Source organism: Metabacillus rhizosphaerae (assembly GCF_037201795.1).
Classification (GTDB): domain Bacteria; phylum Bacillota; class Bacilli; order Bacillales; family Bacillaceae; genus Metabacillus; species Metabacillus rhizosphaerae.
In genome coordinates, this window is record NZ_CP147403.1 from 3,974,321 (window position 1) to 3,996,649 (window position 22,329).

The 22,329-nt window shown below is 35.7% G+C and carries 18 protein-coding genes; all 18 read right to left on the bottom strand.

All coding sequences use genetic code 11. The features are described from left to right. Positions 1–1,293: 1,293 nt before the first annotated feature. Positions 1,294–1,767: a hypothetical protein gene (locus WCV66_RS19370; RefSeq protein ID WP_338786577.1), complete on the bottom strand. Its 474-nt coding sequence runs from the start codon at positions 1,765–1,767 to the stop codon at positions 1,294–1,296. Positions 1,768–2,014: 247 nt separating this feature from the next. Next, a complete protein-coding gene (locus tag WCV66_RS19375) occupies positions 2,015–2,950 on the bottom strand; it encodes a tyrosine-type recombinase/integrase (RefSeq protein ID WP_338786578.1) in 936 nt (311 codons plus the stop codon). 61 nt (positions 2,951–3,011) lie between these two features. Next, positions 3,012–3,140 (bottom strand): hypothetical protein, encoded by a 129-nt coding sequence (locus WCV66_RS19380; RefSeq protein WP_338786579.1) that lies wholly within the window; start codon positions 3,138–3,140, stop codon positions 3,012–3,014. 496 nt (positions 3,141–3,636) lie between these two features. Beyond that, positions 3,637–5,796, bottom strand: a complete 2,160-nt coding sequence (locus tag WCV66_RS19385; RefSeq protein ID WP_338786580.1) for a DNA topoisomerase III — start codon at positions 5,794–5,796, stop codon at positions 3,637–3,639. 266 nt (positions 5,797–6,062) lie between these two features. After that, positions 6,063–6,494 (bottom strand): cell wall hydrolase, encoded by a 432-nt coding sequence (locus WCV66_RS19390; protein ID WP_338786581.1) that lies wholly within the window; start codon positions 6,492–6,494, stop codon positions 6,063–6,065. Positions 6,495–6,560: 66 nt separating this feature from the next. Then, complete coding sequence (locus WCV66_RS19395) at positions 6,561–7,694, bottom strand: zinc-dependent alcohol dehydrogenase (RefSeq protein ID WP_338786582.1); 1,134 nt, start codon at positions 7,692–7,694, stop codon at positions 6,561–6,563. A gap of 177 nt (positions 7,695–7,871) precedes the next feature. Further along, positions 7,872–9,047, bottom strand: coding sequence for a glycine C-acetyltransferase (locus WCV66_RS19400; protein ID WP_338786583.1), 1,176 nt, complete (start codon positions 9,045–9,047; stop codon positions 7,872–7,874). Between the two features lie 50 nt (positions 9,048–9,097). Further along, positions 9,098–10,138, bottom strand: coding sequence for an L-threonine 3-dehydrogenase (gene tdh, locus WCV66_RS19405; protein ID WP_338786584.1), 1,041 nt, complete (start codon positions 10,136–10,138; stop codon positions 9,098–9,100). Between the two features lie 200 nt (positions 10,139–10,338). Next, positions 10,339–11,208 (bottom strand): 2-oxoacid:ferredoxin oxidoreductase subunit beta, encoded by an 870-nt coding sequence (locus WCV66_RS19410; RefSeq protein ID WP_066337563.1) that lies wholly within the window; start codon positions 11,206–11,208, stop codon positions 10,339–10,341. 2 nt (positions 11,209–11,210) lie between these two features. Beyond that, a complete protein-coding gene (locus tag WCV66_RS19415; RefSeq protein ID WP_338786585.1) occupies positions 11,211–12,947 on the bottom strand; it encodes a 2-oxoacid:acceptor oxidoreductase subunit alpha in 1,737 nt (578 codons plus the stop codon). Between the two features lie 270 nt (positions 12,948–13,217). After that, the gene (locus WCV66_RS19420) at positions 13,218–14,141 is read right to left on the bottom strand and encodes a dipeptidase (protein ID WP_338786586.1); all 924 of its coding nucleotides are present in this window, start codon (positions 14,139–14,141) and stop codon (positions 13,218–13,220) included. Positions 14,142–14,249: 108 nt separating this feature from the next. After that, positions 14,250–14,510 (bottom strand): stage V sporulation protein SpoVS, encoded by a 261-nt coding sequence (gene spoVS, locus WCV66_RS19425; protein WP_066231967.1) that lies wholly within the window; start codon positions 14,508–14,510, stop codon positions 14,250–14,252. Positions 14,511–14,881: 371 nt separating this feature from the next. Then, a complete protein-coding gene (locus WCV66_RS19430) occupies positions 14,882–15,676 on the bottom strand; it encodes a TIGR00282 family metallophosphoesterase (RefSeq protein WP_338786587.1) in 795 nt (264 codons plus the stop codon). Positions 15,677–15,797: 121 nt separating this feature from the next. Beyond that, on the bottom strand, positions 15,798–17,360 hold the full coding sequence (gene rny, locus WCV66_RS19435; protein ID WP_066337576.1) for a ribonuclease Y: 1,563 nt from the start codon (positions 17,358–17,360) through the stop codon (positions 15,798–15,800). A gap of 613 nt (positions 17,361–17,973) precedes the next feature. Then, entirely contained in the window at positions 17,974–19,014 is a 1,041-nt protein-coding gene (gene recA / locus WCV66_RS19440; protein ID WP_066337578.1) for a recombinase RecA, read from the bottom strand. A 286-nt stretch (positions 19,015–19,300) separates the two neighbouring features. Further along, positions 19,301–20,551 carry a competence/damage-inducible protein A gene (locus WCV66_RS19445; RefSeq protein ID WP_338786588.1) on the bottom strand — a complete coding sequence of 417 codons (1,251 nt, stop codon included), beginning with the start codon at positions 20,549–20,551 and terminating at the stop codon, positions 19,301–19,303. A 29-nt stretch (positions 20,552–20,580) separates the two neighbouring features. After that, complete coding sequence (gene pgsA, locus WCV66_RS19450) at positions 20,581–21,159, bottom strand: CDP-diacylglycerol--glycerol-3-phosphate 3-phosphatidyltransferase (protein WP_066337582.1); 579 nt, start codon at positions 21,157–21,159, stop codon at positions 20,581–20,583. A 289-nt stretch (positions 21,160–21,448) separates the two neighbouring features. After that, positions 21,449–22,321 carry a helix-turn-helix domain-containing protein gene (locus tag WCV66_RS19455; RefSeq protein ID WP_338786589.1) on the bottom strand — a complete coding sequence of 291 codons (873 nt, stop codon included), beginning with the start codon at positions 22,319–22,321 and terminating at the stop codon, positions 21,449–21,451. Positions 22,322–22,329: the final 8 nt, after the last annotated feature.

Here is a 22,329-nt window from a genome sequence, read left to right on the forward strand (position 1 = left end):
AGGACTTTTCTTTTAATCATAATCTTTTATATAAGTGCCTTACCGTTCTCATAATCTATTAGTATCTATACGGTATATTCTTTTATAAGATATTATCTTTTAATAAGTAACATAGTCCGTTAGGACAGTCTTTTAATATATTAAGTCTTATTCTTTAAGTCTTATTAATTAAGTCTTATTCGGGTAAAGAATGTTTACCTCAAGGGTAAAGAAAATTGACTACAAGGGTAAAGAATGTTTACCCCAAGGTAATTTATATCATCCACTGGAAGAAACATAGCAGGTTAGGATTAACGATATATTTAGTATCCAAACCGATATGATAGACATACTACATTATAGTCATTCTAATTAAGAGAAACATTGTAATAGCAGCGATTGTGAGTAATGGAAGATGATGGAAGTTGTTGATTGTAGGTATCGTTACGGGGCTAATATGTCAATAGTAAATTGGTGGAAATCAAAGAAAATTTACAGAAATTCCGTTTGTCAATAATGCATGGATTTACCGTCAGGTCAACAAGAAGTTTATGGAATCAGGATGTTACTTTCATACATTAGGTATACATACCTTATGGAAATAAATGGAGTGATATTTACTGTAATCCACAGGAGATTATTTGTAATATCCTAGGTACACTATGTTTATTTATGGGGATAATGAATGAAATATACATTTTTATGTATAAATATAATTAAAATTATAGTAGACCCCATACCCCCACCCCTTACCATAAAAGAATATATGTTCCAATATGGTTGGATATTTGTACCAACTAAAAGCATAAAGGCATACTACTACTAATACCCAGTATGTGGTAATTAAATACCGTAATATTCTAGTAATCCAAACACTTCCATATATTCCATACTTTTACATATTGTCATATCCTAACATTGTTACCATATACATCCAATTGATATAAACTGTAATATAATAACATTATTTCTATTTATCACCATTACGGTATGATTAACCAATTTTGGTAATAACTGGTAGGTGGCAGGGGTGCTTTAAAATTACCAAGATTTGGATGGAGGGTATTAATATCTAATACATTTTTAAAATAAACTTGGGGCATTCATTTTTTATTTTTTCTCAATATAAATTGGCGAAACAAAATAGATTAACCGTTTAGTCTAGAATCCTTTATAAAGAAAATGCGTCTCCACCTTATTGTAGAAACGCCCCCGTTAGCTTAAGTGAATTTCTTCATAATATGCTATATAAACACTAGGAACAGTGTTTTATTTTTAGAAAAATCCCCATCATTTGCAATAAATTTAATTTGATTACTTGTTAGAATGCTTTTTTGTATTACTAAAATTATTTATATATTGAAAACCATAAAGAATTAATCCCCTTAAAAAGTGGATTGTTAAGTATTGAAGTTTTGTTAATTTTTCTAAGGAAGCAATTTTATAATGTTTTAAAAATTTTAATCCTCCTAGATAAATAAAACAAATGTGAAGAATTAGATTTGAAATTAAATATAATGGGAATTTACCAAAAGTAAATTTTAATATCCAAAGGCTTGCAATAAGATATGGACCAAAATTAAAAAAGTTCGCACTATCCAAAGGTGGTATACCTTTATAAATTCGCCACCATTTTTTCTTTTCACCGAATAAGTCTAAAGCTTTTGTGAATGTAGTTATAAATATTGCTGCTGGTAGGTATTTTTTAAATGCATTTCGCCCTAAGAATGGTATTGTTAGCCAAGGTACAATCAGCAAAGCTATATAAAATAATTTTGAGTTTTTCATTTTACCACCTCCAAAGTTTATGATATGTATTTTTTAACAATTAATCCAGAAATAGTCCACCCTTTGTCTTGTTCAACTATCCTGCCCCGTTAGTCAAATAAATATGAATATAGCCGTTCTAAGCATCTATTTTATTATCTAATAGGAGAAGATACCTGATAGGTTATTTAAAGCTAATACAGGGCATCCAGTACGTTCTCATAATAGAGTAAAAAAGAACCTACCGATAATTGGTAGGCTTTAACATTTACGAATATTTCTTTCCTCTAAGAGTGGATAATGGTGAAGCATTTCTACCCCGTTCCAGTACAGTCTTATCTTCAATGGATTGGATATACTTCTCTGTTGTAGCTAGTTGGGTATGACCTAGTAAACGACTAACCGTATAAAGGTCTGTATGCCCTAAGGATATTTGTGCATAGCTTCTCCTACAACTATGTACCAAAAGCTTCACATCTACCCCACAGACTTTCCCTGACCGTTTAACAACGTTAAGTACAGCATCATGACCCATTCTACCGATAGAGGAAACTTCCTTCTTTAACCCTCCACCTTTGGTACGTGTACAGACGAACAGGAAGGGACATTCTTCACCTTTTAGGTACTTCTCTCTAACCCTTCTATACTTCATTAGCTGACGCTTTAAATGAAGGCTTACAGGTACTAATCGTTGCTTGTTACCTTTACCCCTAATCAATAGGGCATCATCGAATACATCCGTTAATAGAAGTCCTGATAACTCAGCAGAACGGATACCAGTTTCAAATAAGCAGGTTAAGATAGTTCTGTTTCTAACATCCATGAAATTACTCCCACAATAGAAGTCAATCATCTTCTGAATGTCCTCAATGCTAAATGGCTTAATCATTACCTTTTCTTCCTTCAGTAGTTCTATATCGTCTAAAGGGTTATCCTTCAGTATCTTTTCTTTGATACAAAACTTATAGAAGTTATTTAAGGTCTTTAGTTTAGTGTTAATGGTGTTAGCTTTAATACCTTTGTCGAGAAGATATTTTATCCATCGTTTAATATGTCTTGTGGTAGCATCCTCTAGTTCAATCTGAAAGGATTCCCACAACCATCTTTCAAACTGTATTAAAATGGCTTTCTTGTTTTTGACGGTTGACTTGCTATAATTTTGGATTTCGATTTCCGTAATGTAGTCTTCTAGTGATAGGTTCATTTACTGTAATCCCTCGCCTTTTTAGTATTAGCAAAGATTACGGCAAACTCATAATTTCAACTTAGCGGAAAGTGACTTGAAGCCTTGGGGCTGTAAGGCTGAATGAAAGCGAAGCGTAGGGGTAGTCCTTTTCGGATTTTTTGTCCGTTGGAGTTACTTGAGTACTTTCCTTACGTTGCTGTTCATTCATCGTGTGATTCTCCTTTCAAACTACCCTTTTAAAAACTTGTTAGTAAGTTTCTAACTTTGTAACAATTAATTTAATATCCTTAAAGTGAAACTTATTGGACATAAACTAAGGTCATTTAAACGTTGTATTGATCTTTTATCTCATTTATTTAGGTTGACTCGCCAAACTTTGTTGCTATTTACCAAGTAATTCGATGTGGTTGATTGGAGCAAAAGATGCTCGCTTTCCGCGGGGCGAGCGGTAAGCCTTAAGCACGTAAACGCCTGTATGAGCCTCACCTGTCCCGCTACTATAAGCAGGAGTCTCGCAATCCGTTCCAATAAACCTAATATAGTTTTTGTTTTAAAAGCAACAACCTCTTAGAATAGAGGCGAGCCTTTATTTAAATAATATTATAGAAACATACAACTTAATAGTATATCGCTTATTGGTGTATAACACAATTATTTAACCATACTGTTGAAAATTGTACATGATTTTTCAATAAAATGCGAATCTAGTTTTTGGATGGACTTCCTTCAAAAAGAAATTGAATTTTGCCTTCTTTCCACTCTAATTTCGCATCAAACGTTTTTTCTCCCTTTTTAAATCCCTTAATTAAGTTAGAGTTACCTTCATTTAATAGCTTTTGAATATTAGTCTGAGAGATTTTTTTCCCTAATATTTTTTTCGAAATAGTGAAGGTACATTTGATTGTTTTGTAGTTTGCACATCCATAAAATTCACCTTTATCGACTATATCACCATCACACAGCTTACATTTTCCAACCTTTTTGCCTATTGTGTATCGGGAAGATGTTCGCTGGATTGAGTCTACTTTTAATCCTTCGAAGCTCCAATTAGGTGCAACTGTTATTGCGTCAGATACTATTTTTGTAGACAGCTTTTTTGTTTGTTCCATAAATAAAGATGGTGATGCTTGTCCTTCACCTATTTCTGAAAGGCGTTGCTCCCATTTTGCTGTCATTTCTGGTGAAGCTAAAATGTGATCACCAATTGCTGCAATTAGCACTTTTCCTTTATCTGTCGCATACACTTGGTTCTTTTTAATATCAATGTACTTTCGGTCCTTCAGCATTGTGATAATACCTGCTCTCGTCGCTTCGGTACCTAACCCTTCTACTTTGCTTAAGACCTTTTCTAATTCATCATTATCTAAATATTTCCCTGCCGTTTTCATTAAAGTTATTAACTGGCCTTCCGTATATCGCTTTGGCGGCTGAGTTTTTCCTTCCTTTGCTTCAACCTTATGAACATGTCCAGAATTACCTTTCGAAACATTAGGGAGTAGTTGATCTTTTTCTTTGTCAGCTTGAAATATGACTTTGCGCCAGCCTTCTTGAATTTGTTGTTTTCCCTTGGTAATAAATTCTGCACGGCCATCAACAAGGGTAGTTAATGTTGAGTAATCAAAAATCGCACTTTCATAGTGCGCGGCAATTAACCTTCTAACAATCATGTCATACATTTTTTGTTCGTCAGCAGATAATCTTTTTGGATCCTTTACCTGTTCAGTTGGGATGATTGCATAGTGATCTGTTACCTTTTTTTCATTTACGTATCGAGAATTATTTATGATCGAAGGCTTTGGTAACGGAAACAAATCCTTAAAGTCATCAAAGGCACTTAATTTCTTTAAAATTTCAGGAAACAGCTCTGCTTCCCCTTTTGTTACATAGGCTGAATCACTACGAGGATAAGAAACAATTCCTTTTTGATAGAGTGATTGAACGATGTCTAACGTCTTTTTTGGTGAAAATTTAAATGCCTTATTTGCTGTTGCTTGAAGTGATGACAAGTTGAAAAGAAGCGGTGGCTGATATTCCTTGCGCTCGGTTATTAGTTCTTTTATTTCAGCTGGCTTATCTTTACAAAATGCGGCCATTCTGTTTGCAAGCTCAACATCCATTATTCTTGTTTGTTGATCCTTTTGCCATTTCCCTTGATATTTCTTCCCGTTTATTTGGAACGTTGCAACAATTTCCCAAAATGGCTCAGACTTAAATGCATCAATTTCCTTTTCTCTTTTAACGATTAATGCGAGTGTTGGTGTTTGAACTCTACCAGCTGAAAAAACGTCATTGATCCCTTTTTCTTTTAATAAAAGCGAATACACCCTAGAAGCATTCATCCCTACTAACCAATCTGCACAAGCACGAGAATAAGCTTCAAAATATAGTTTTTTCGTTTTTTCATCATCAAGTAATTGGCGAAATCCTTCATAGATAGAAGCAGGAGTTAGTGATGAAATCCATAATCTTTTTAAAGGCTTCCTTATACCTGATAGGTGAATGATATTACGTATGATAAGCTCACCTTCACGACCAGCATCTCCAGCGTGGATAATTTCATTAACTGCTGGATTTTTTAAAAGTTGTTTGACAATATTAAATTGTTTTGCTTTTGACTTTGTAACTTCATATTTAAACTTTTCAGGAATGATCGGCAACATCGTTAATGACCATTTTTTCCACTCCGACTTATAAGCTTCAGGTGCACTTAATTGAGTTAAATGGCCAATTGCCCACGTACAATAGGCACCATTTGGAAAGAGTTCATTCGGCTTCACTTCGAAATAGCCATCTCTTTTCACTCTCTGAAATTGCGCACACAGGGTTGAAGCTTGATCGGGTTTTTCTGCAATTATTACCTTCATTGTTTTAATCACCCATACACTTTAATTCATTCTATTTTCCCTGGAATCTACTTTTAGTTTACAGTATTTTTCTTTAGATGAAAAATGTAAGAAAACAAAGTTTAATAGTAGAAAACATGACTTCATTTAATTCCTATTGAAATATCATATGTTTTATATACAATTATTTCCATGAAATAAATTCTGATGAAATACACCTTTCCCCATTTTACCTATTAAGACAAGAAAAAGCACCACAAAACTATGTGATGCTTTTCATAAAGAATTTAAAAAGTATTATATACGTCCGGACATGAGGATTCTGTTGGTTTGTAAAAGCAGTGAGCCTTGAACCTTACTGAGTTCCATTGGTTATACCATTGAGCTGGACAGGCACCTGATGGTTTAAAAAACCATAATGAGTAACTTGCTGGGTGGAAACGTTCGCCATTAATAACTCTACGGGCGAGTCTTATATCAAGTTCTCTTGCACCTTGATAAAAATATCCTTTTATCGTCGCTTCGAACCCACCTGGACGTTGAAAAACCATTCTTCTAATCGTATTTATTTCTTTAAAGTCTAAGCACCCAGATCGTGTTCTGTTGACGCCTACATTTCCGACCATTAGCATCCCTAATTGCCCATCACCTTCTGCTTCTGCTCTCATTAAGCGAGCTAACAATTTCACATCAGCTTCAGTTGCTTTTACAACAGCCAACGAACCCACTCCCTTTTTGTATTATTTGTAATTATATGTGTGGAGTGATCGTCCGAGTGTTAAATGTTAAGGTTTTAAAATAACCTTAATACAATTATCCTGATGGTCATTAAATAGTTTATAAGCATGGTCTGCTTCATCTAGAGCAATTTTGTGAGTGATAATTTCCTTAGGGTCAAATTCTTTATTCATGATCATGTCAAATAACTTTGGCATAATTGGAATAACTGGAGCCTGGCCCATTTTTAAAGTGATGTTTCTAGTGAAAAATGCACCTAGTGGAAAATTGTTATAATTCGCACCATAAACACCTGTGATTTGTACAGTCCCATATTTCCTTACGGCTTTTGTTGAAATTTGAATCGGTCCGAGTGTTCCACCCTGTAGCTTTAATTTTTGTTCAATAAATTCAAGCGGTGATTTCTTACCATCCATTCCTACACAATCAATTACAACATCTGCTCCACCATGAGTAATCTCTTTTAAATGTTCACCCATATCAGGATATTCAGTAAAGTCGAACACTTCAACGCTGTTCATCTTTTTTGCATGATTAAGTCGATATTCTAAGTGGTCGATGGCAATCACACGTTTTGCCCCTTTCATCCAGGCAAATTTCTGTGTCATCAAACCAACTGGTCCACACCCTAAAACGATAACAGTATCACCCTTTTTCACTCCGCCATGCTCAATACTCCAGTATGCAGTAGGCAGAACATCTGATAAAAATAAAAGTGATTCATCCTCCAATTCACAAGTTTCAGGAATGAGAAAAGGAGTAAAATTCCCAAAAGGAACCTTTAAATACTCGGCTTGTCCACCAGGATGATTGCCAAACTTTTCCGTATAGCCAAAATATCCACCGGAATCATAATGTGGATTAGAATTATCACATTGACTTGTCATATCATGCTGACAATAAATACATTCCCCACATGAAACATTAAAAGGCACGACAACACGGTCGCCTTTTTTTACCTTCGTAACATTTGGACCTACTTCTTCGACAATCCCCATTGGCTCGTGACCAATTATATAACCTTCAGGTAATGGCATATTTCCTTGATATAAATGTAAATCAGATCCACAAATTGCTGTTGAAGTAATTTTGACAATTACATCATCCTTTTTTTCCAACTTTGCATCTTCAACTTCTTTTACTTTTACATTATTAGGACCTTGATAAGTAACAGCTTTCATAGGTACACTCCAATCAAAAACTGGTTTAATTCTTATAAGTATGCCCCTACTAAGCTGGTTGCAATTCATGTTTATAGCACGACTAAAAAATGAATAATTAGTTTTCTTTTTGAAAGCAGCTTTTATACGTAAAAATAACAGCACTAAAAGTATCAGTACTGTCAAAGTAATATCTTTTTAAATTATCTTTAATTCTTTACCTGCCTTCACAAAAATGTCTAAAGCAGCTTGAAGCTCTTCTTTTGTATGTTCTGCGGTGACTATTGTTCTCACACGTGCAAGTCCTTTAGCAACAGTTGGAAATGCAATCCCTTGTGCAAATACTCCATATGTTAGTAATTTATCTGAAAATTGATGTGAAAGTGCTTCATCTCCAATTATGACTGGAGTGATTGGTGTTTCACTTTTCCCTGTGTTAAAACCTAGTTGCTCTAGTCCTATTTTAAAAAACTTTGTATTATCCCATAACCGTTCAATCAGTTCAGACTCTTCTAATAGCACATTAATTGCCTCGCTACAAGCTGCTGTCACAGCTGGTGGATGTGATGTACTAAATAAAAACGGTCGACCTTTATGAATCAGGTAGTCAATAAGCGTCTTCGAACTTGCTACATAACCTCCTAAAACACCTATCGCTTTACTTAATGTCCCTACTTGAATGTGAACACGTCCGTCTAAACCGAAGTGATTAACAGTTCCACGACCATTTTCTCCTAAAACCCCTGAAGCATGTGCATCATCGACCATCACTAACGCATCATACTTTTCTGCTAATTCTACGATTTCAGGTAGCGGTGCGATATTTCCATCCATTGAAAACACCCCATCAGTCACGATTACCCGAACTCTGAAGTTATTTGATTCCTTAAGTGCTCTTTCAAGATCTTTCATATCAACATGGTTATATACTTTTCTTTCAGCTTTTGTTAATCGAATTCCATCGATAATAGATGCATGGTTAAAGGCATCAGAAATGACAACGTCTTCATTTGTTAAGATGGCAGAAAGGACTCCTTGGTTTGTTGTAAAGCCTGACTGAAACACTAGTGCCGCTTCAGTATGCTTGAATTTCGCGAGTTTTTCTTCTAATTCCTTATGCATTGTTAATGTTCCAGCAATTGTCCGAACAGAACCAGTACCAGCACCAAATTTCTCAATCGCTTCTATTGCAGCCTTTTGTAAACGTGGATGTGAAGTTAGCCCTAAATAGTTGTTTGATGAAAGCTGAATGACTTCCCTGCCATCGATGACAACCTTTGCACCTTGATCACTTTCTAATGGAATTAACGTTCGAAATGTTCCCTGTTTTTTCATTTCATTAAGTTCAGCTTGCAAATAGTCAAAGCCTTTCATTTTCATTCCTCCTATTAAACTAGTAAAAATATAAACAAAGTTTTGATCCTTTAAGGATATAATACAACCTTACCACAGTTACCTTCGATCATTAGTTCAAAACCTTTTTCAAATTCTTCAAGTGAAAAATGATGTGTGATGATTGGTTTTACATCAACTTGCCCCGAGTGAAGTAGTGCAGATACTTGCTGCCATGTTTCAAACATTTTTCTACCTGTTATCCCTTTCACGGTTATTCCTTTAAATACAATGTCATTTGTCACATCTAGTTCAACTGGTCGTACTGGTAAACTCAAAATTGACACCCTGCCACCATTAGTGACCATTCTAAAGCCCTGATTCATGGCAATTGGATGTCCTGACATTTCACAAACTACGTCAACACCATCTCCATTTGTTAACTGCTTAACAGCTTGAAGTGGCTCTTCATTTTTTGAATTGATAACACTTGTTGCCCCTATTTGCTTCGCTAAATTTAAGCGATAATTATTTATATCAAGGGCAATGACCTGTGCTGCGCCTGCTGCTTTCGCCACACCAACTGCCATCAATCCTATTGGTCCACAACCGATAATTGCTACCGTTTTACCGATGACATCACCTGATAAAACAGTGTGTACAGCATTACCCATCGGTTCTTGGATAGCTGCAACGTCATATAACATCTCTTTTGGATTTTTCCAAAGATTAGCTGCTGGTAGGGCAACATATTCTGCGAAGCACCCTTGTGTATCAACACCAATAATTTTTGTATACTTACATATATGCGCTTTTCCTGTTAGACATTGTGAGCATTTTCCACATACAATATGAGTTTCAGCTGATACAGAATCACCATAATCAACATTCTTTACCTTTGAGCCTTTTTCTACCACCTCTCCAGAAAACTCATGCCCGAAAACATATGGTGGATTCACTCTGCTCTCAGACCATTCATCCCACTTATAAATATGAACATCAGTCCCGCAAATTGATGTTGCTTTCACTTTAATTAAAACCTCATCCTCATTTATTTGAGGAATCTCAACTGTTTGTATTTGGGCACCATATCCTCGATGATGTTTAACAACCGCCTTCATTTTTCCGTTCAAGATGAACACCCCTTTGTTGAAAACCCTTACATATTAATAGTTTAACACGTTATTATAAAATGTAAATAAGGATGTCTACTGCAAACGGACAATTGATTGCAAACAAAATAATTTTTTCTTTTAACGAATTTCCTTAATATTTAAATTCTGAACATACAAAAAAGACTGATGAATTCCCATCAGTCCTTCGCTAACAACTATTACATAAATTCTGAAACTAGTTTATTAAATTCTTCTTCATCAATCGCTAATTCAGCTTCTGATAATGGTGTTTCGCTATAACCATTAATCAGTTCCTGATAAGATTTTTGCTCTGTATTTTGATAAATTAATCCTGTAACCAAGCCTTTATGCTTCATTAATGTTTGCATTGCTAATTCTTTATTATTAGGATCATAACCTTCTACATTAGCTAACTTTGTTAAATTCTCTTTAAACCAATCATACGTGTTGACCTTGTTATACGTTACACAAGGGCTAAAAACGTTAATTAGTGAGAATCCTTTATGGTTAATACCTGCTTCAATTAATGCTGTTAAATCCTTAAGGTCAGTTGAAAAACTTTGAGCAACAAATGTCGCACCAGCTGTCAATGCCATTTCCATTACAGATAAGGCAGATTCAATCGAGCCCTTAGGTGTACTTTTTGTAACAAAGCCTGCATCACTACGTGGTGATGTTTGACCTTTTGTTAATCCATATATTTGGTTATCCATCACAATATACGTGATGTCAATGTTACGACGGATAGCATGAATGGTGTGACCCATACCAATCGCAAAGCCGTCTCCATCACCACCAGATGCGATAACTGTTAAGTCTCGGTTTGCCATTTTCACACCTTGTGCAATTGGTAATGAACGACCATGAATACCGTGAAAACCATACGAATTAATGTACCCAGATATCCGACCAGAACATCCGATACCTGACACAACAGCAAGATTATCTGGCTGTAGACCTACATTTGCTGCAGCACGCTGGATCGCAGCTTGTACAGAGAAGTCACCACAACCAGGACACCAGTTTGGTTTTACGTTGTTTCTGAAATCTTTAAACGTTGTTGCCATCTTTAGATCAACTCCTTGCTTCTCGTATGAATTTCATGAGGTAGGAATGGATTACCGTCATATTTTAATAATGATGAAATTTTGTTAGCATGACCAACATTCATCTTTAAAAGACTTGCTAGCTGACCAGTTGCATTGTTTTCAACAACAATGACTTTTTTTGCAGATTCTACTAATGGGAGCATTTCCTCAGTCGGGAAAGGATGGATAAGGCGAATTTGAGCATGATTTACCTTAACACCTTCTGCTTCTAAGCGCACGATTGCTTCTTCGATTGTTCCTCTTGTTGAAATAAAACCAACAAGTAGGACATCTGGATTTTCATGTTGGATATTTTTATGAACTGGATTTTTGAACTGCATGCTATTTAACTTTCTTAATCGTTTATCCATCTGATCAATACGATTTCCTGCAGACTCAGATGGCTTACCAGTTTCATCATGCTCTACACCTGTAACATGGTGGATTCCGTTTTTCATACCTGGAATAACACGTGGTGATACTCCGTCTTTTGTTACTTCAAAGCGTTTGAAGTATCCTTTATTTTCAATTTCTGGTAATTCTTCTGTTTGAAGCTTGCCACGACGAATTTCGATGTTGCTATAATCTAACGGTTCAACGGTTTGTTTTCCTAATGATAGTTGTAAGTCAGTTAACAAAATGACAGGACATTGATATTCTTCGGCAATATTGAATGCTTCGATTGTATCGTAGAATGCCTCTTGAACTGTACTTGGAGCCATTACAACTTTAGGAATTTCCCCATGTGTACCATAAATCATTGCCATTAAATCAGATTGTTCTTGCTTTGTTGGTAATCCTGTACTTGGGCCACCACGTTGTGTATCAACAATAACAAGAGGTTGTTCTGTTATACCTGATAGACCAATTGCTTCCATCATTAACGATAAGCCAGGACCTGCTGATGCAGTAAAGGTACGTGCGCCTGCATAGTTTGCACCAATTGCCATTGTACAAGCTGCAATTTCATCTTCGGTTTGAATAACCGCTCCACCGAATTTTGGAAGTTTTTCAATTAAATATTCCATAATTTCTGAAGCAGGTGTAATTGGATAAGCAGCCATGAAGCGTGACCCTCCAGCTAATGCACCTAATGCGATCGCATCATTCCCAATCATAAACATACGCTTATTGCCATCTGCTTTTTCAAGATACATATCTTGGCGATCAAATCCAAGCTCATTTTTTAAATACTCTGCACCTTTTTCAATTGCTTGCATATTTTTCTCAACAATCTTTTCACCTTTGCGGCCATATGTGTCATTAACTACATCACGGTATCCACTCGGATCTATATCAAGAATTGCACTTGTTGCTCCAATTGCAACCATATTTTTCATTAATGATGTACCTAATTCAGTAGCAATTACTGTAAATGGAACTGAATAAAGCGTAACATTTGCTTCATCTGAAATGGTTGGATTGAATTTTGAATCCGCTAGGACAATCCCGCCAGCTCGTAACTCATGAAAATTTACATCGATTGTTTCTTGATCAAAAGCTACTAATATATCAAGATCGTCTGAAATTGAACGAACCTGTGTTGTACTTACACGAATTTTATTGTTCGTGTGTCCACCTTTAATTCGTGACGAAAAGTGACGATATCCGTATAAATAATAGCCTAGTCGGTTTAATGCAATAGAGAATACTTCACCAGTACTTTCAATACCTTCTCCTTGCTGTCCTCCAACTTTCCAGGAAAGTTGACTTATCATGTATTTACACCCCTCAAAAAATACAATATTTTAATTTATATGTTTTTAAATATAATTATCAGTGTACCATAATCTTGTCCATTTTCATTACTACTTCTTTAGAGTCTACGAAAATTTGACATATTGTCTTTTCAATTAAACTGAGTTATTTGATTGGAATTACACTAAACTTTTACAATTGTAGACCCTACTTTAGAAAAAAACAAGTGTTTGACTCAAAATAACAAGAAAAATAAAGTCTTGTTTCAGCAGCTTATCATTCCTATTTATTTAATATGAAATGTTGTCGATAAAGTTTTGATAGACCAGCTTATTTACCATTTTTTGAGGATAATAGTTGAGTAACTGATTGATAAAGTTGTAATAGCATGAGTAATCTTCTAGACCAATTATCGTTTCATCAATCCCATCAAAGTCTGAACCAAATCCTATATTATTTTCTCCTCCTAAAGCACAAAGATAATCTACATGTTTTAGGACATCTGAAATGGTTGGCTGTGGAGTATTGGTTGTAAAGAATGGGACAAACGTTACTCCTATCATTCCATTTTTTTTAAACAAGGCAACGATTTGTTCATCTTTTAAATTACGTACATGTGGGCAAAGCCTATGAACATTGGAATGTGAAGCAATTGGGTAGTCAGCTATTTCTAAAGACTCCCAAAAACTTCTTTCACTTGTGTGAGATAAATCTGTCCACATTCTTTGTCTATTCAAATAGTTAATCACTTTCCTACCAAAGTTTGTAAGTCCACCATTACGTTTCTCATTTGCGCCATCAGCTACGAGATTTGCATAATTCCAAGTTAAGCCAACAGAACGAACCCCTAATTGATAAAGAATTTCTAATTGTTCAATCTGATCTCCTATTGCATCACAGCCTTCGAGTGTTAAAATAGCGCCTATATCATTTTCAGAAAGGCTGTCGATATCAGATTTAGTTTTTATTAATTTTATTTCTGGATATCTTTTTAGCACCTTTTGATAAAAAATATTGATTTGTGAATGAGCGACCGATAATCGGTTATTAAATGGAACATCCTCTGGAACAAAGATTGCAAAGCATTGGATTGTCTTATTCATTGCTTTAAGTTTTGCAATTGAGACATGCAAGCTTTCGTCTTCAAAAACATTAATTTTCGGATCTTTCCAAAGCTTGTACAGCATATCACAGTGTGCATCAAACAGTCTCATCAATCATTTCTCCCCTTTAAAAACAAGTCTTTAACAAAACAAGGGTCTGACTCAATGTTACGAGTCAAACCCCAATTGGATATATCCCCCAAACTTGTAAACCTTACGTTACCTTGGCTCGACAATTAATTTAATTGCCGTTCGTTCTTCTCCATCTATTTGAATATCAGTAAAAGCAGGAATACATATTAAATCAACACCACTCGGAGCTACAAAGCCTCTTGCTATCGCGACAGCTTTTACAGCTTGATTGAGTGCACCAGCCCCAATAGCTTGAATTTCGGCATTTCCTCTTTCTCTTAAAACCCCAGCTAATGCACCAGCGACAGAATTAGGATTAGACTTTGCTGAAACTTTTAATATTTCCATTTCTAGTTCCCCCTTAATTTTCAATGAATCCTTGAGTGTTCATTAGAACAATCATTGGCATATCTTGTTTAAAAGACCATCCCCTCATTTGCCTTCTAAACAGTGTTAGTTCATCATCCATTGATACTATATTCACTAGAAATGGAAAGTATTCCTGCTTGTTCGCACATTATTCTGAAAAATCCTTCACCTAATAGCGTAAGCGATTTATAATTCCTCTCGCCATAAAAAATCCATTATTTGGTATTTTTCCTTTATATCCTTTAACCTATTTTTATTCAAGGCTTTTTTCGCAATCTTAGTTGCTATTTACCAAGTAGTGCGGTGTGGTTGATTTCATTTTTAAAGAAACAATCTTTTAGAAGATAGCCTTATTCAAAAAACATATGATCGTCGTTAATGAGAACTCTTTCAATTTTTTTTGCATTCCCTGTCTTATCATCGATATCAACAACAACTGCACTTAACTGCGTACGTCCTTCAGCTACATCGTGACGTACAGGTAAACTTGTTAAAAACCTTTTCAGAATCATATCTCGATTTACACCTAATATCCCATCGTAAGGGCCTGTCATTCCGACATCCGTTATGTAAGCTGTCCCTTTATCTAAAATACGTTCATCTGCTGTTTGGACATGTGTATGTGTACCAACGACAGCTGAAACTTTCCCATCTAAATACCATCCCATCGCTTGCTTCTCACTTGTTGCTTCTCCATGAAAATCAACAAATATTATTGGTGTACGTTTTTTAGCTTCTGCAACAAGCTCATCAGCCTTTTTAAACGGACAATCAGATGGCGGCAAAAATGCTCTCCCTTGTAAATTAATAACCGCTACTTCTTTTCCACCAATTGTTACAAAGATCATGCCTTTCCCTGGATTTCCCTCTGGAAAGTTAGCAGGACGGATCATCTTTTTAGCATGGTCTATAAACTCAAATATTTCACGATTATCCCAAGTATGATTTCCCATCGTAATAACATGTGCTCCACATTCAATAAATTGCTGATAGATCTTTTCTGTAATCCCTTTACCATGTGCAGCATTTTCTCCATTAATAATTACAACATGTGGTTTATATTTTGTTTTTAGCTTAGGTAAATATTCTTTAATCATATCTCGACCTGGTGAACCAAATACATCACCAACAAACAATATTTTCATAATTGAAGCCCCTCTATTTAAGTAATCTTTATTTTTATCATCAAAACGCTAATTTGCAAAAAGTCTTTCTTAGTTTTACACAAACTTCATAAAAAATAAAGTGGCGCATTTCTGCACCACTTTATTTTGCATATTCAACTGCTCTTGTTTCACGGATAACAGTTACTTTAATGTGACCAGGATAGTCGAGTTCTTCTTCAATTCTTTTTCTGATGTCTCTTGCCAAGCGATGAGCTTGTAGATCGTCAATACTATCAGGCTTAACCATAATACGTACTTCTCGACCTGCTTGGATCGCAAACGACTTTTCAACACCTTCATATGATTCAGAGATTTCCTCGAGCTTCTCTAGGCGACGAATGTAATTTTCAAGCGTTTCACTACGTGCACCAGGTCTTGCCGCTGATAATGCATCTGCTGCTGCAACAATAACAGCAATGATTGAAGTTGGCTCTGTGTCACCATGGTGTGAAGCAATACTGTTTATCACAACAGGATGCTCTTTATACTTTGTTGCAAGCTCAACACCAATTTCAACGTGACTTCCTTCCACCTCATGATCAATTGCTTTACCAATATCATGCAGGAGCCCTGCTCGTTTAGCTAATAACACATCTTCACCAAGTTCGGCAGCCATTAGGCCTGCTAAGAATGATACCTCAGTAGAGTGCTTCAACACGTTTTGACCATAACTTGTTCTGAATTTCAAACGACCAAGAATTTTTATTAGATCAGGATGAAGTCCATGTACACCAACCTCAAATGTCGTTTGTTCTCCGATTTCTCGAATGTATTCATCAACTTCACGTCGAGACTTCTCAACCATCTCTTCGATACGTGCAGGGTGAATACGACCGTCCTGAACAAGCTTATCTAACGCTATTCTTGCAGTTTCCCTACGGATTGGATCAAACCCTGATAAAATTACTGCTTCAGGCGTATCGTCAATGATAAGATCTATACCCGTTAATGTTTCTAAAGTACGGATATTACGTCCCTCACGTCCAATAATACGACCCTTCATTTCATCATTTGGAAGATTGACAACAGATACTGTAGTTTCGGCTACATGATCTGCTGCACATCGTTGAATAGCAAGCGACAGGATTTCTTTTGCCTTCTTGTCAGCTTCTTCCTTGGCACGACTTTCGCTATCTTTAATCATTATAGCGGTATCATGTGTAAGTTCTTTTTCAACCTTTTCAAGAATGATCGACTTTGCTTCATCTCGTGTAAGGCTAGATATGCGCTCAAGCTCTGTTTGCTGTTTACGCACCATCTCGTCCACTTTGCTTTCCATCTCTTCAATATGCTGTTGTCTTTCATTCAGAGAATCTTCTTTTTTCTCTAGCATAACTTCACGTTTATCTAAAGACTCGTCCTTACGGTCAAGATTCTCTTCCTTTTGTAATAAGCGATTTTCTTGTTTCTGAAGCTCATTTCGTCTCTCACGAACTTCCTGCTCTGCATCTGTTCGCAACTTGTGAATTTCGTCCTTTGCTTCAAGAAGTGCTTCTTTTTTCGTTGCTTCTGCATCACGCTTTGCATCTTCAAGAATCTGCTCTGCAGCATGATTTGCACCAGCAATTTTCGCTTCGGCAATGGATTTACGAACAAAATAGCCAACAACTGCACCGACGATTAGGCCAAGCAAAATGGAGATGATTATTGATACTATGTCCATCATTACACCTCCTCTTGCTATGAACTTGTTTTTTCTAGATTAAAGTGTCGGCATGTACATTGTTCAATTTTAAGTTGTCAACATACAGCACAAAGCTTTGTTTTCATGTTGAACTTTGCGTCTTATCAATATTTTTTTAGGAAGACAAAATCAAGTACCAACATTTTTGCTTTCAAAATGCTTCAATCATCATTCTACAAAATTGTAAAATATACATCCTAATTGTAAATGTGTGAAATTTTCTTGTCAAGCCCGTCGTTCTAACGATTGTAGCCACTTAAACAATTAGTAAGATTGATTTTCCTTTTTGAAATTGAGAAAACAAGAGTGAATTTTGTAGAATTGTGTCATAATATATTGTTTTTAGATAAAATTAATTATAATGATTATATCCAAATATGATACCTTTCTATACGCATTCAAGTTATCTTTAGTCATTTTCTTATCTATAGTATTGTATGACGAGTAAAAATACTATTTTCATATAAAGACTTTTCTCTAGATTCTAATATGCTCTTATGGGTTGAATAAAAAAGAAATTTTCGCAATGTTTATGTTTTTCATCCATACCTGAAAAGAGCATACAAAAAAAGGGCAAGTTGCCCTTTTTAAATTAATCCTCTAATAAATCTAATTCCTCTTGACTCTCATCCGGAGCAATGACATCTTCATCCAATCCATAATGCTTACGGATTTTTTCTTGAATTTCTAAACGAAGAGCTGGGTTTTCTTTTAGGAATTGCTTCGCATTTTCACGACCTTGTCCTAAACGCTCTTCATTATATGAATACCAAGAACCACTTTTTTGAACAATATCAATATCAGATCCTAAATCGATAATTTCTCCCTCTTTAGAGATCCCTTCACCGTACATGATGTCCACTTCAGCCACTTTGAATGGTGGAGCAACTTTGTTTTTCACAATTTTGATTTTCGTCTTGTTTCCGACCATATCGTTTCCTTGTTTAAGTGTTTCTGCGCGACGAACCTCTAGACGAACTGATGAATAGAATTTTAAAGCACGTCCGCCTGGTGTTGTTTCTGGATTACCAAACATAACACCAATTTTTTCGCGAATTTGGTTTATAAAAATCGCGATTGTTTTTGATTTATTAATAGCACCTGACAGTTTTCGTAATGCTTGTGACATTAAACGTGCTTGAAGACCAACGTGTGAATCACCCATCTCACCTTCAATTTCAGCTTTAGGCACTAATGCAGCAACTGAGTCAATAACTAGTATATCAATAGCGCCACTTCGAACAAGCGCTTCAGCAATTTCAAGTGCCTGCTCTCCTGTGTCAGGTTGAGATAATAATAGTTCATCTATATTAACACCTAGCTTTTGTGCATAGACAGGATCAAGTGCGTGCTCTGCATCGATAAATGCTGCTTGTCCACCTTGTTGCTGTACTTCAGCAATAGCATGAAGCGCTACAGTCGTTTTACCAGAGCTTTCAGGACCGTATATCTCTATAATTCTACCACGAGGATATCCACCTACTCCTAATGCCGCATCAAGAGCTAGTGAACCACTTGGAGATGTTAAAATCTTTCTATCTGTTTGTTCCCCTAATTTCATAATGGAACCTTTACCGAATTGCTTCTCTATTTGTTTTAACGCCATATCTAAGGCAGCTTGACGATCGCTCACAAAATTTCCTCCTTTAAATGAATCTATATATAATATAACGCTTTTTTTATCGTTTGCCAAGTAAAAATCGAACATTTATTCGATTGTTTTCTTTTGAAAAACGTTCTTAATTTTCACTTTTCTTTAGAGAGTTTTTTGAAATTAAGACTAATATGAAGCAATAAAATCTAATTTTATCTATTTATTAAACAGTCAGTTCTCATAAAGAAATAGGATCTGAAAATCAGATCCTATTTCATTCTCTCAAGTAAGTAATCATTTAAGAAGTTTACGAGAGATTATTATATCATTCTATTTCCGATAAAAGTTTGACTAAATGATGAAATCCATACTTTACCGTTCTCACACGAATTCCTTTTCTTGAACCTGCAAAATGAAACGGATAAATTTTTGTTTCACTATCCTTCATAGAAATACCGATAAATACTGTACCTACAGGTTGTCCCTCATGTGGCTCTGGACCTGCAACACCTGTAAAGCTAATACCGATATCACTATTTGATATCTTGCGTACTTGCTCTGCCATTTCCTTTGCACATTGCTCACTGACAGCCCCATATTCATCAAGTGTTTGCTTTGAGACATTTAGTATTTGTGCCTTCATCTCATTTGAATAGCAAATAATACTACCTTTTAAAAATTGTGATGAACCCTCTAAGGCTGTTAGTTGTTCAGAAAACATTCCACCTGTTAAACTTTCTGCTGCAGATATTGTTTTCTGTTTATCTATTAACAGTGTTTTAAGTTCTTGAGCAAGTGTTGTTTGTTCATAACCGTATAAATATTCTCCAACACGTGCATGAATTTTTTGTTCAAGTTCGTTTAATAGTTGATTCGCAACTTCTTCGTCTACATGCTTTGCGGTTAATCGTAACGTTACTTCACCTTCAGATGCTAAGGGGGCAACGGTTGGGTTTATCTGTTCATCAATGATGTCTTGTATGTCTGTCTCAAGCTGGGATTCACCTATACCAAAGAATCTTAACACACGAGAAATAATCTTTTCCTGAAAACCAAGTTGATTTTGAAAATATTCTCGACCATAGTTTTGGAACATTGGTTTCATTTCACTCGGAGGACCAGGTAAAAGCATATAGATAGTATGATCAACTTCTAAAGCCATCCCAGGTGCCATCCCATAATCATTCTTCAATATGTATGAGCCATCTAGTACAAGTGCTTGCTTTTTATTATTTTCAGACATGATTCGTTTAGTTTGAACAAAGTATTGTTCAATGCTTTCTAACGCAGCCTGATCAAATATAAGTTCCTTACCAAGTGATTTAGAGATGGTTTCTTTCGTTAAATCATCCTTTGTAGGCCCAAGCCCTCCAGTGAAAATAATAATGTTTGATCGTTCCTTAGCAATTTTAATTGCTTGCTCAAGTCGGGTAGGATTGTCACCAACTACAGTATGATAATAAACATTCATCCCAAGTTCAGCAAGTTCTTTAGATAAAAATTGAGCATTGCTGTTTACAATTTGCCCAAGCAGTAATTCAGAGCCAACAGCAATTATTTCTGTACGTATATTCATTTTGTATTCCTCCTGTAGGGGGTTAAAGGTCACTTGGAGTTAATAAAGGCCTGCTTGTTTTTATTAAAATAGTCCCAGCCTGATATTACTGTAAAAAAGGTCGCAACCCATAAGGCTATCATTCCAAATGGAAGATTTATAAATTCAAAAGGCAGGTTATGAAGTAATAGAGCTGAGATGGCTATAATCTGTGTCCAAGTTTTAATTTTCCCTAACATGTTCGCTGCAACAACCTCACCTTCACCTGCTAATACAAGTCTCAGACCTGTTACTGCAAACTCACGACTAATGATGAGAATGACCATCCAAGAAGGTGCAAGTTTAAGTTCTACTAGGATAATTAATGCCGCAGAAACAAGTAGTTTATCTGCCAAAGGATCTAAAAATTTCCCGAGATTGGTAACCTGGTTAAGCTTTCGAGCATAATAACCGTCAATCCAATCTGTTGTTGATGCAATAATAAATATAAGTGCACCAACAAAATGTGTAACTAAAATCGTTTCAGAACCAAAAGTTAACTCTCCCCAATTGAATGGTGCAAGCATAATCACCATGAAAACTGGAATTAGTAATATTCTCGAGATCGTTATTTTATTAGGTAAATTCATGTTTGATTTCCTCCGTGTTTTTTTAAAATTGGCTCTGCTAAACTTAGGTGTTGATTTCCGCTGCATGCGTTCACTTTCTGCGGGCGGTCTGGGAACCTTCTCGGTGCTTTGTACCTGCAGGAGTCTCACATATCCGCTCCCAATGAACTAAGTGCCAAAATCAACAGTGAGCTTTAACAGAGCCTAAAAATTAATCAATAGTAAAAGGGAACGACTCAAAATAAAAGCCTGACACCTCATCCGACATGAGGACGGATGGGGTGTCTGACACATTAACATGAGTCAATCCCTATTCTTTACTATAAATAATCGTAATGTTTTGAGGTGTTGTCTTCGTATCTTCAAATTTTAACAACTCACCATTAACTTTTAGATCAGTACCAGGAACATTCCCAACCCTTACTGTGATTTCTGATTCAGCTGTAAAGTCAGATACGTGGGATTCCCCTTGTGCAATTTCAGCACCAAAGAAACTTTTACCTTTTCCATTTTTAATACCTACCCATGTTCTACTTTTAGCAATTACCTCTAATTCAAATTTATCTGCACCAGTAAGTTCATATGTTGTTGTATTACCTTTTACTTCTTTTACAGAAAGTGTTTGAACTGGTGCTTCAGGTTCTGATTTAGTTTCTTCCTCTGCTGTCGCATCCTCTTGTTCTTTTTCTACCGATTCGTTTTCCTCATCAGTGGATGTAGTATTTTCAATATTGTTTGTATATTCGTTCTCGTTTTCAACAGTAGTATCGCCACCTTGATTACTTTCAGTTGCATTTTGTCTCCATAGCCAGAAGACAATTGCAATAATAACAATAACTATCACAATTAATAATTTAGGAAGCAGATCGAGAAATTTAGACGCAGATTTAGGAAGTTCTTTATGTGTTTTTACTCGTGATAGCTGTTCAGGTAAATCATCATTATATGTACTTGGAACCTCGTTTTTAAATTCTTCAAAGATCATATCTGGATCTAAATTCACTGCTTCAGCATATTGCTTAATAAACGCACGTACATAAAATTTACCAGGTATCATGGAATAGTTGCCTTCTTCAATACCAAGTAAATAGCGCTTTTGAATTTTCGTCATTGCTTGAAGGTCGTCCAAGCTAATATTCTTTTCTTCTCTTGCTTGTTTCAGTCGATCTCCTAATTCACTCAACCGTAACA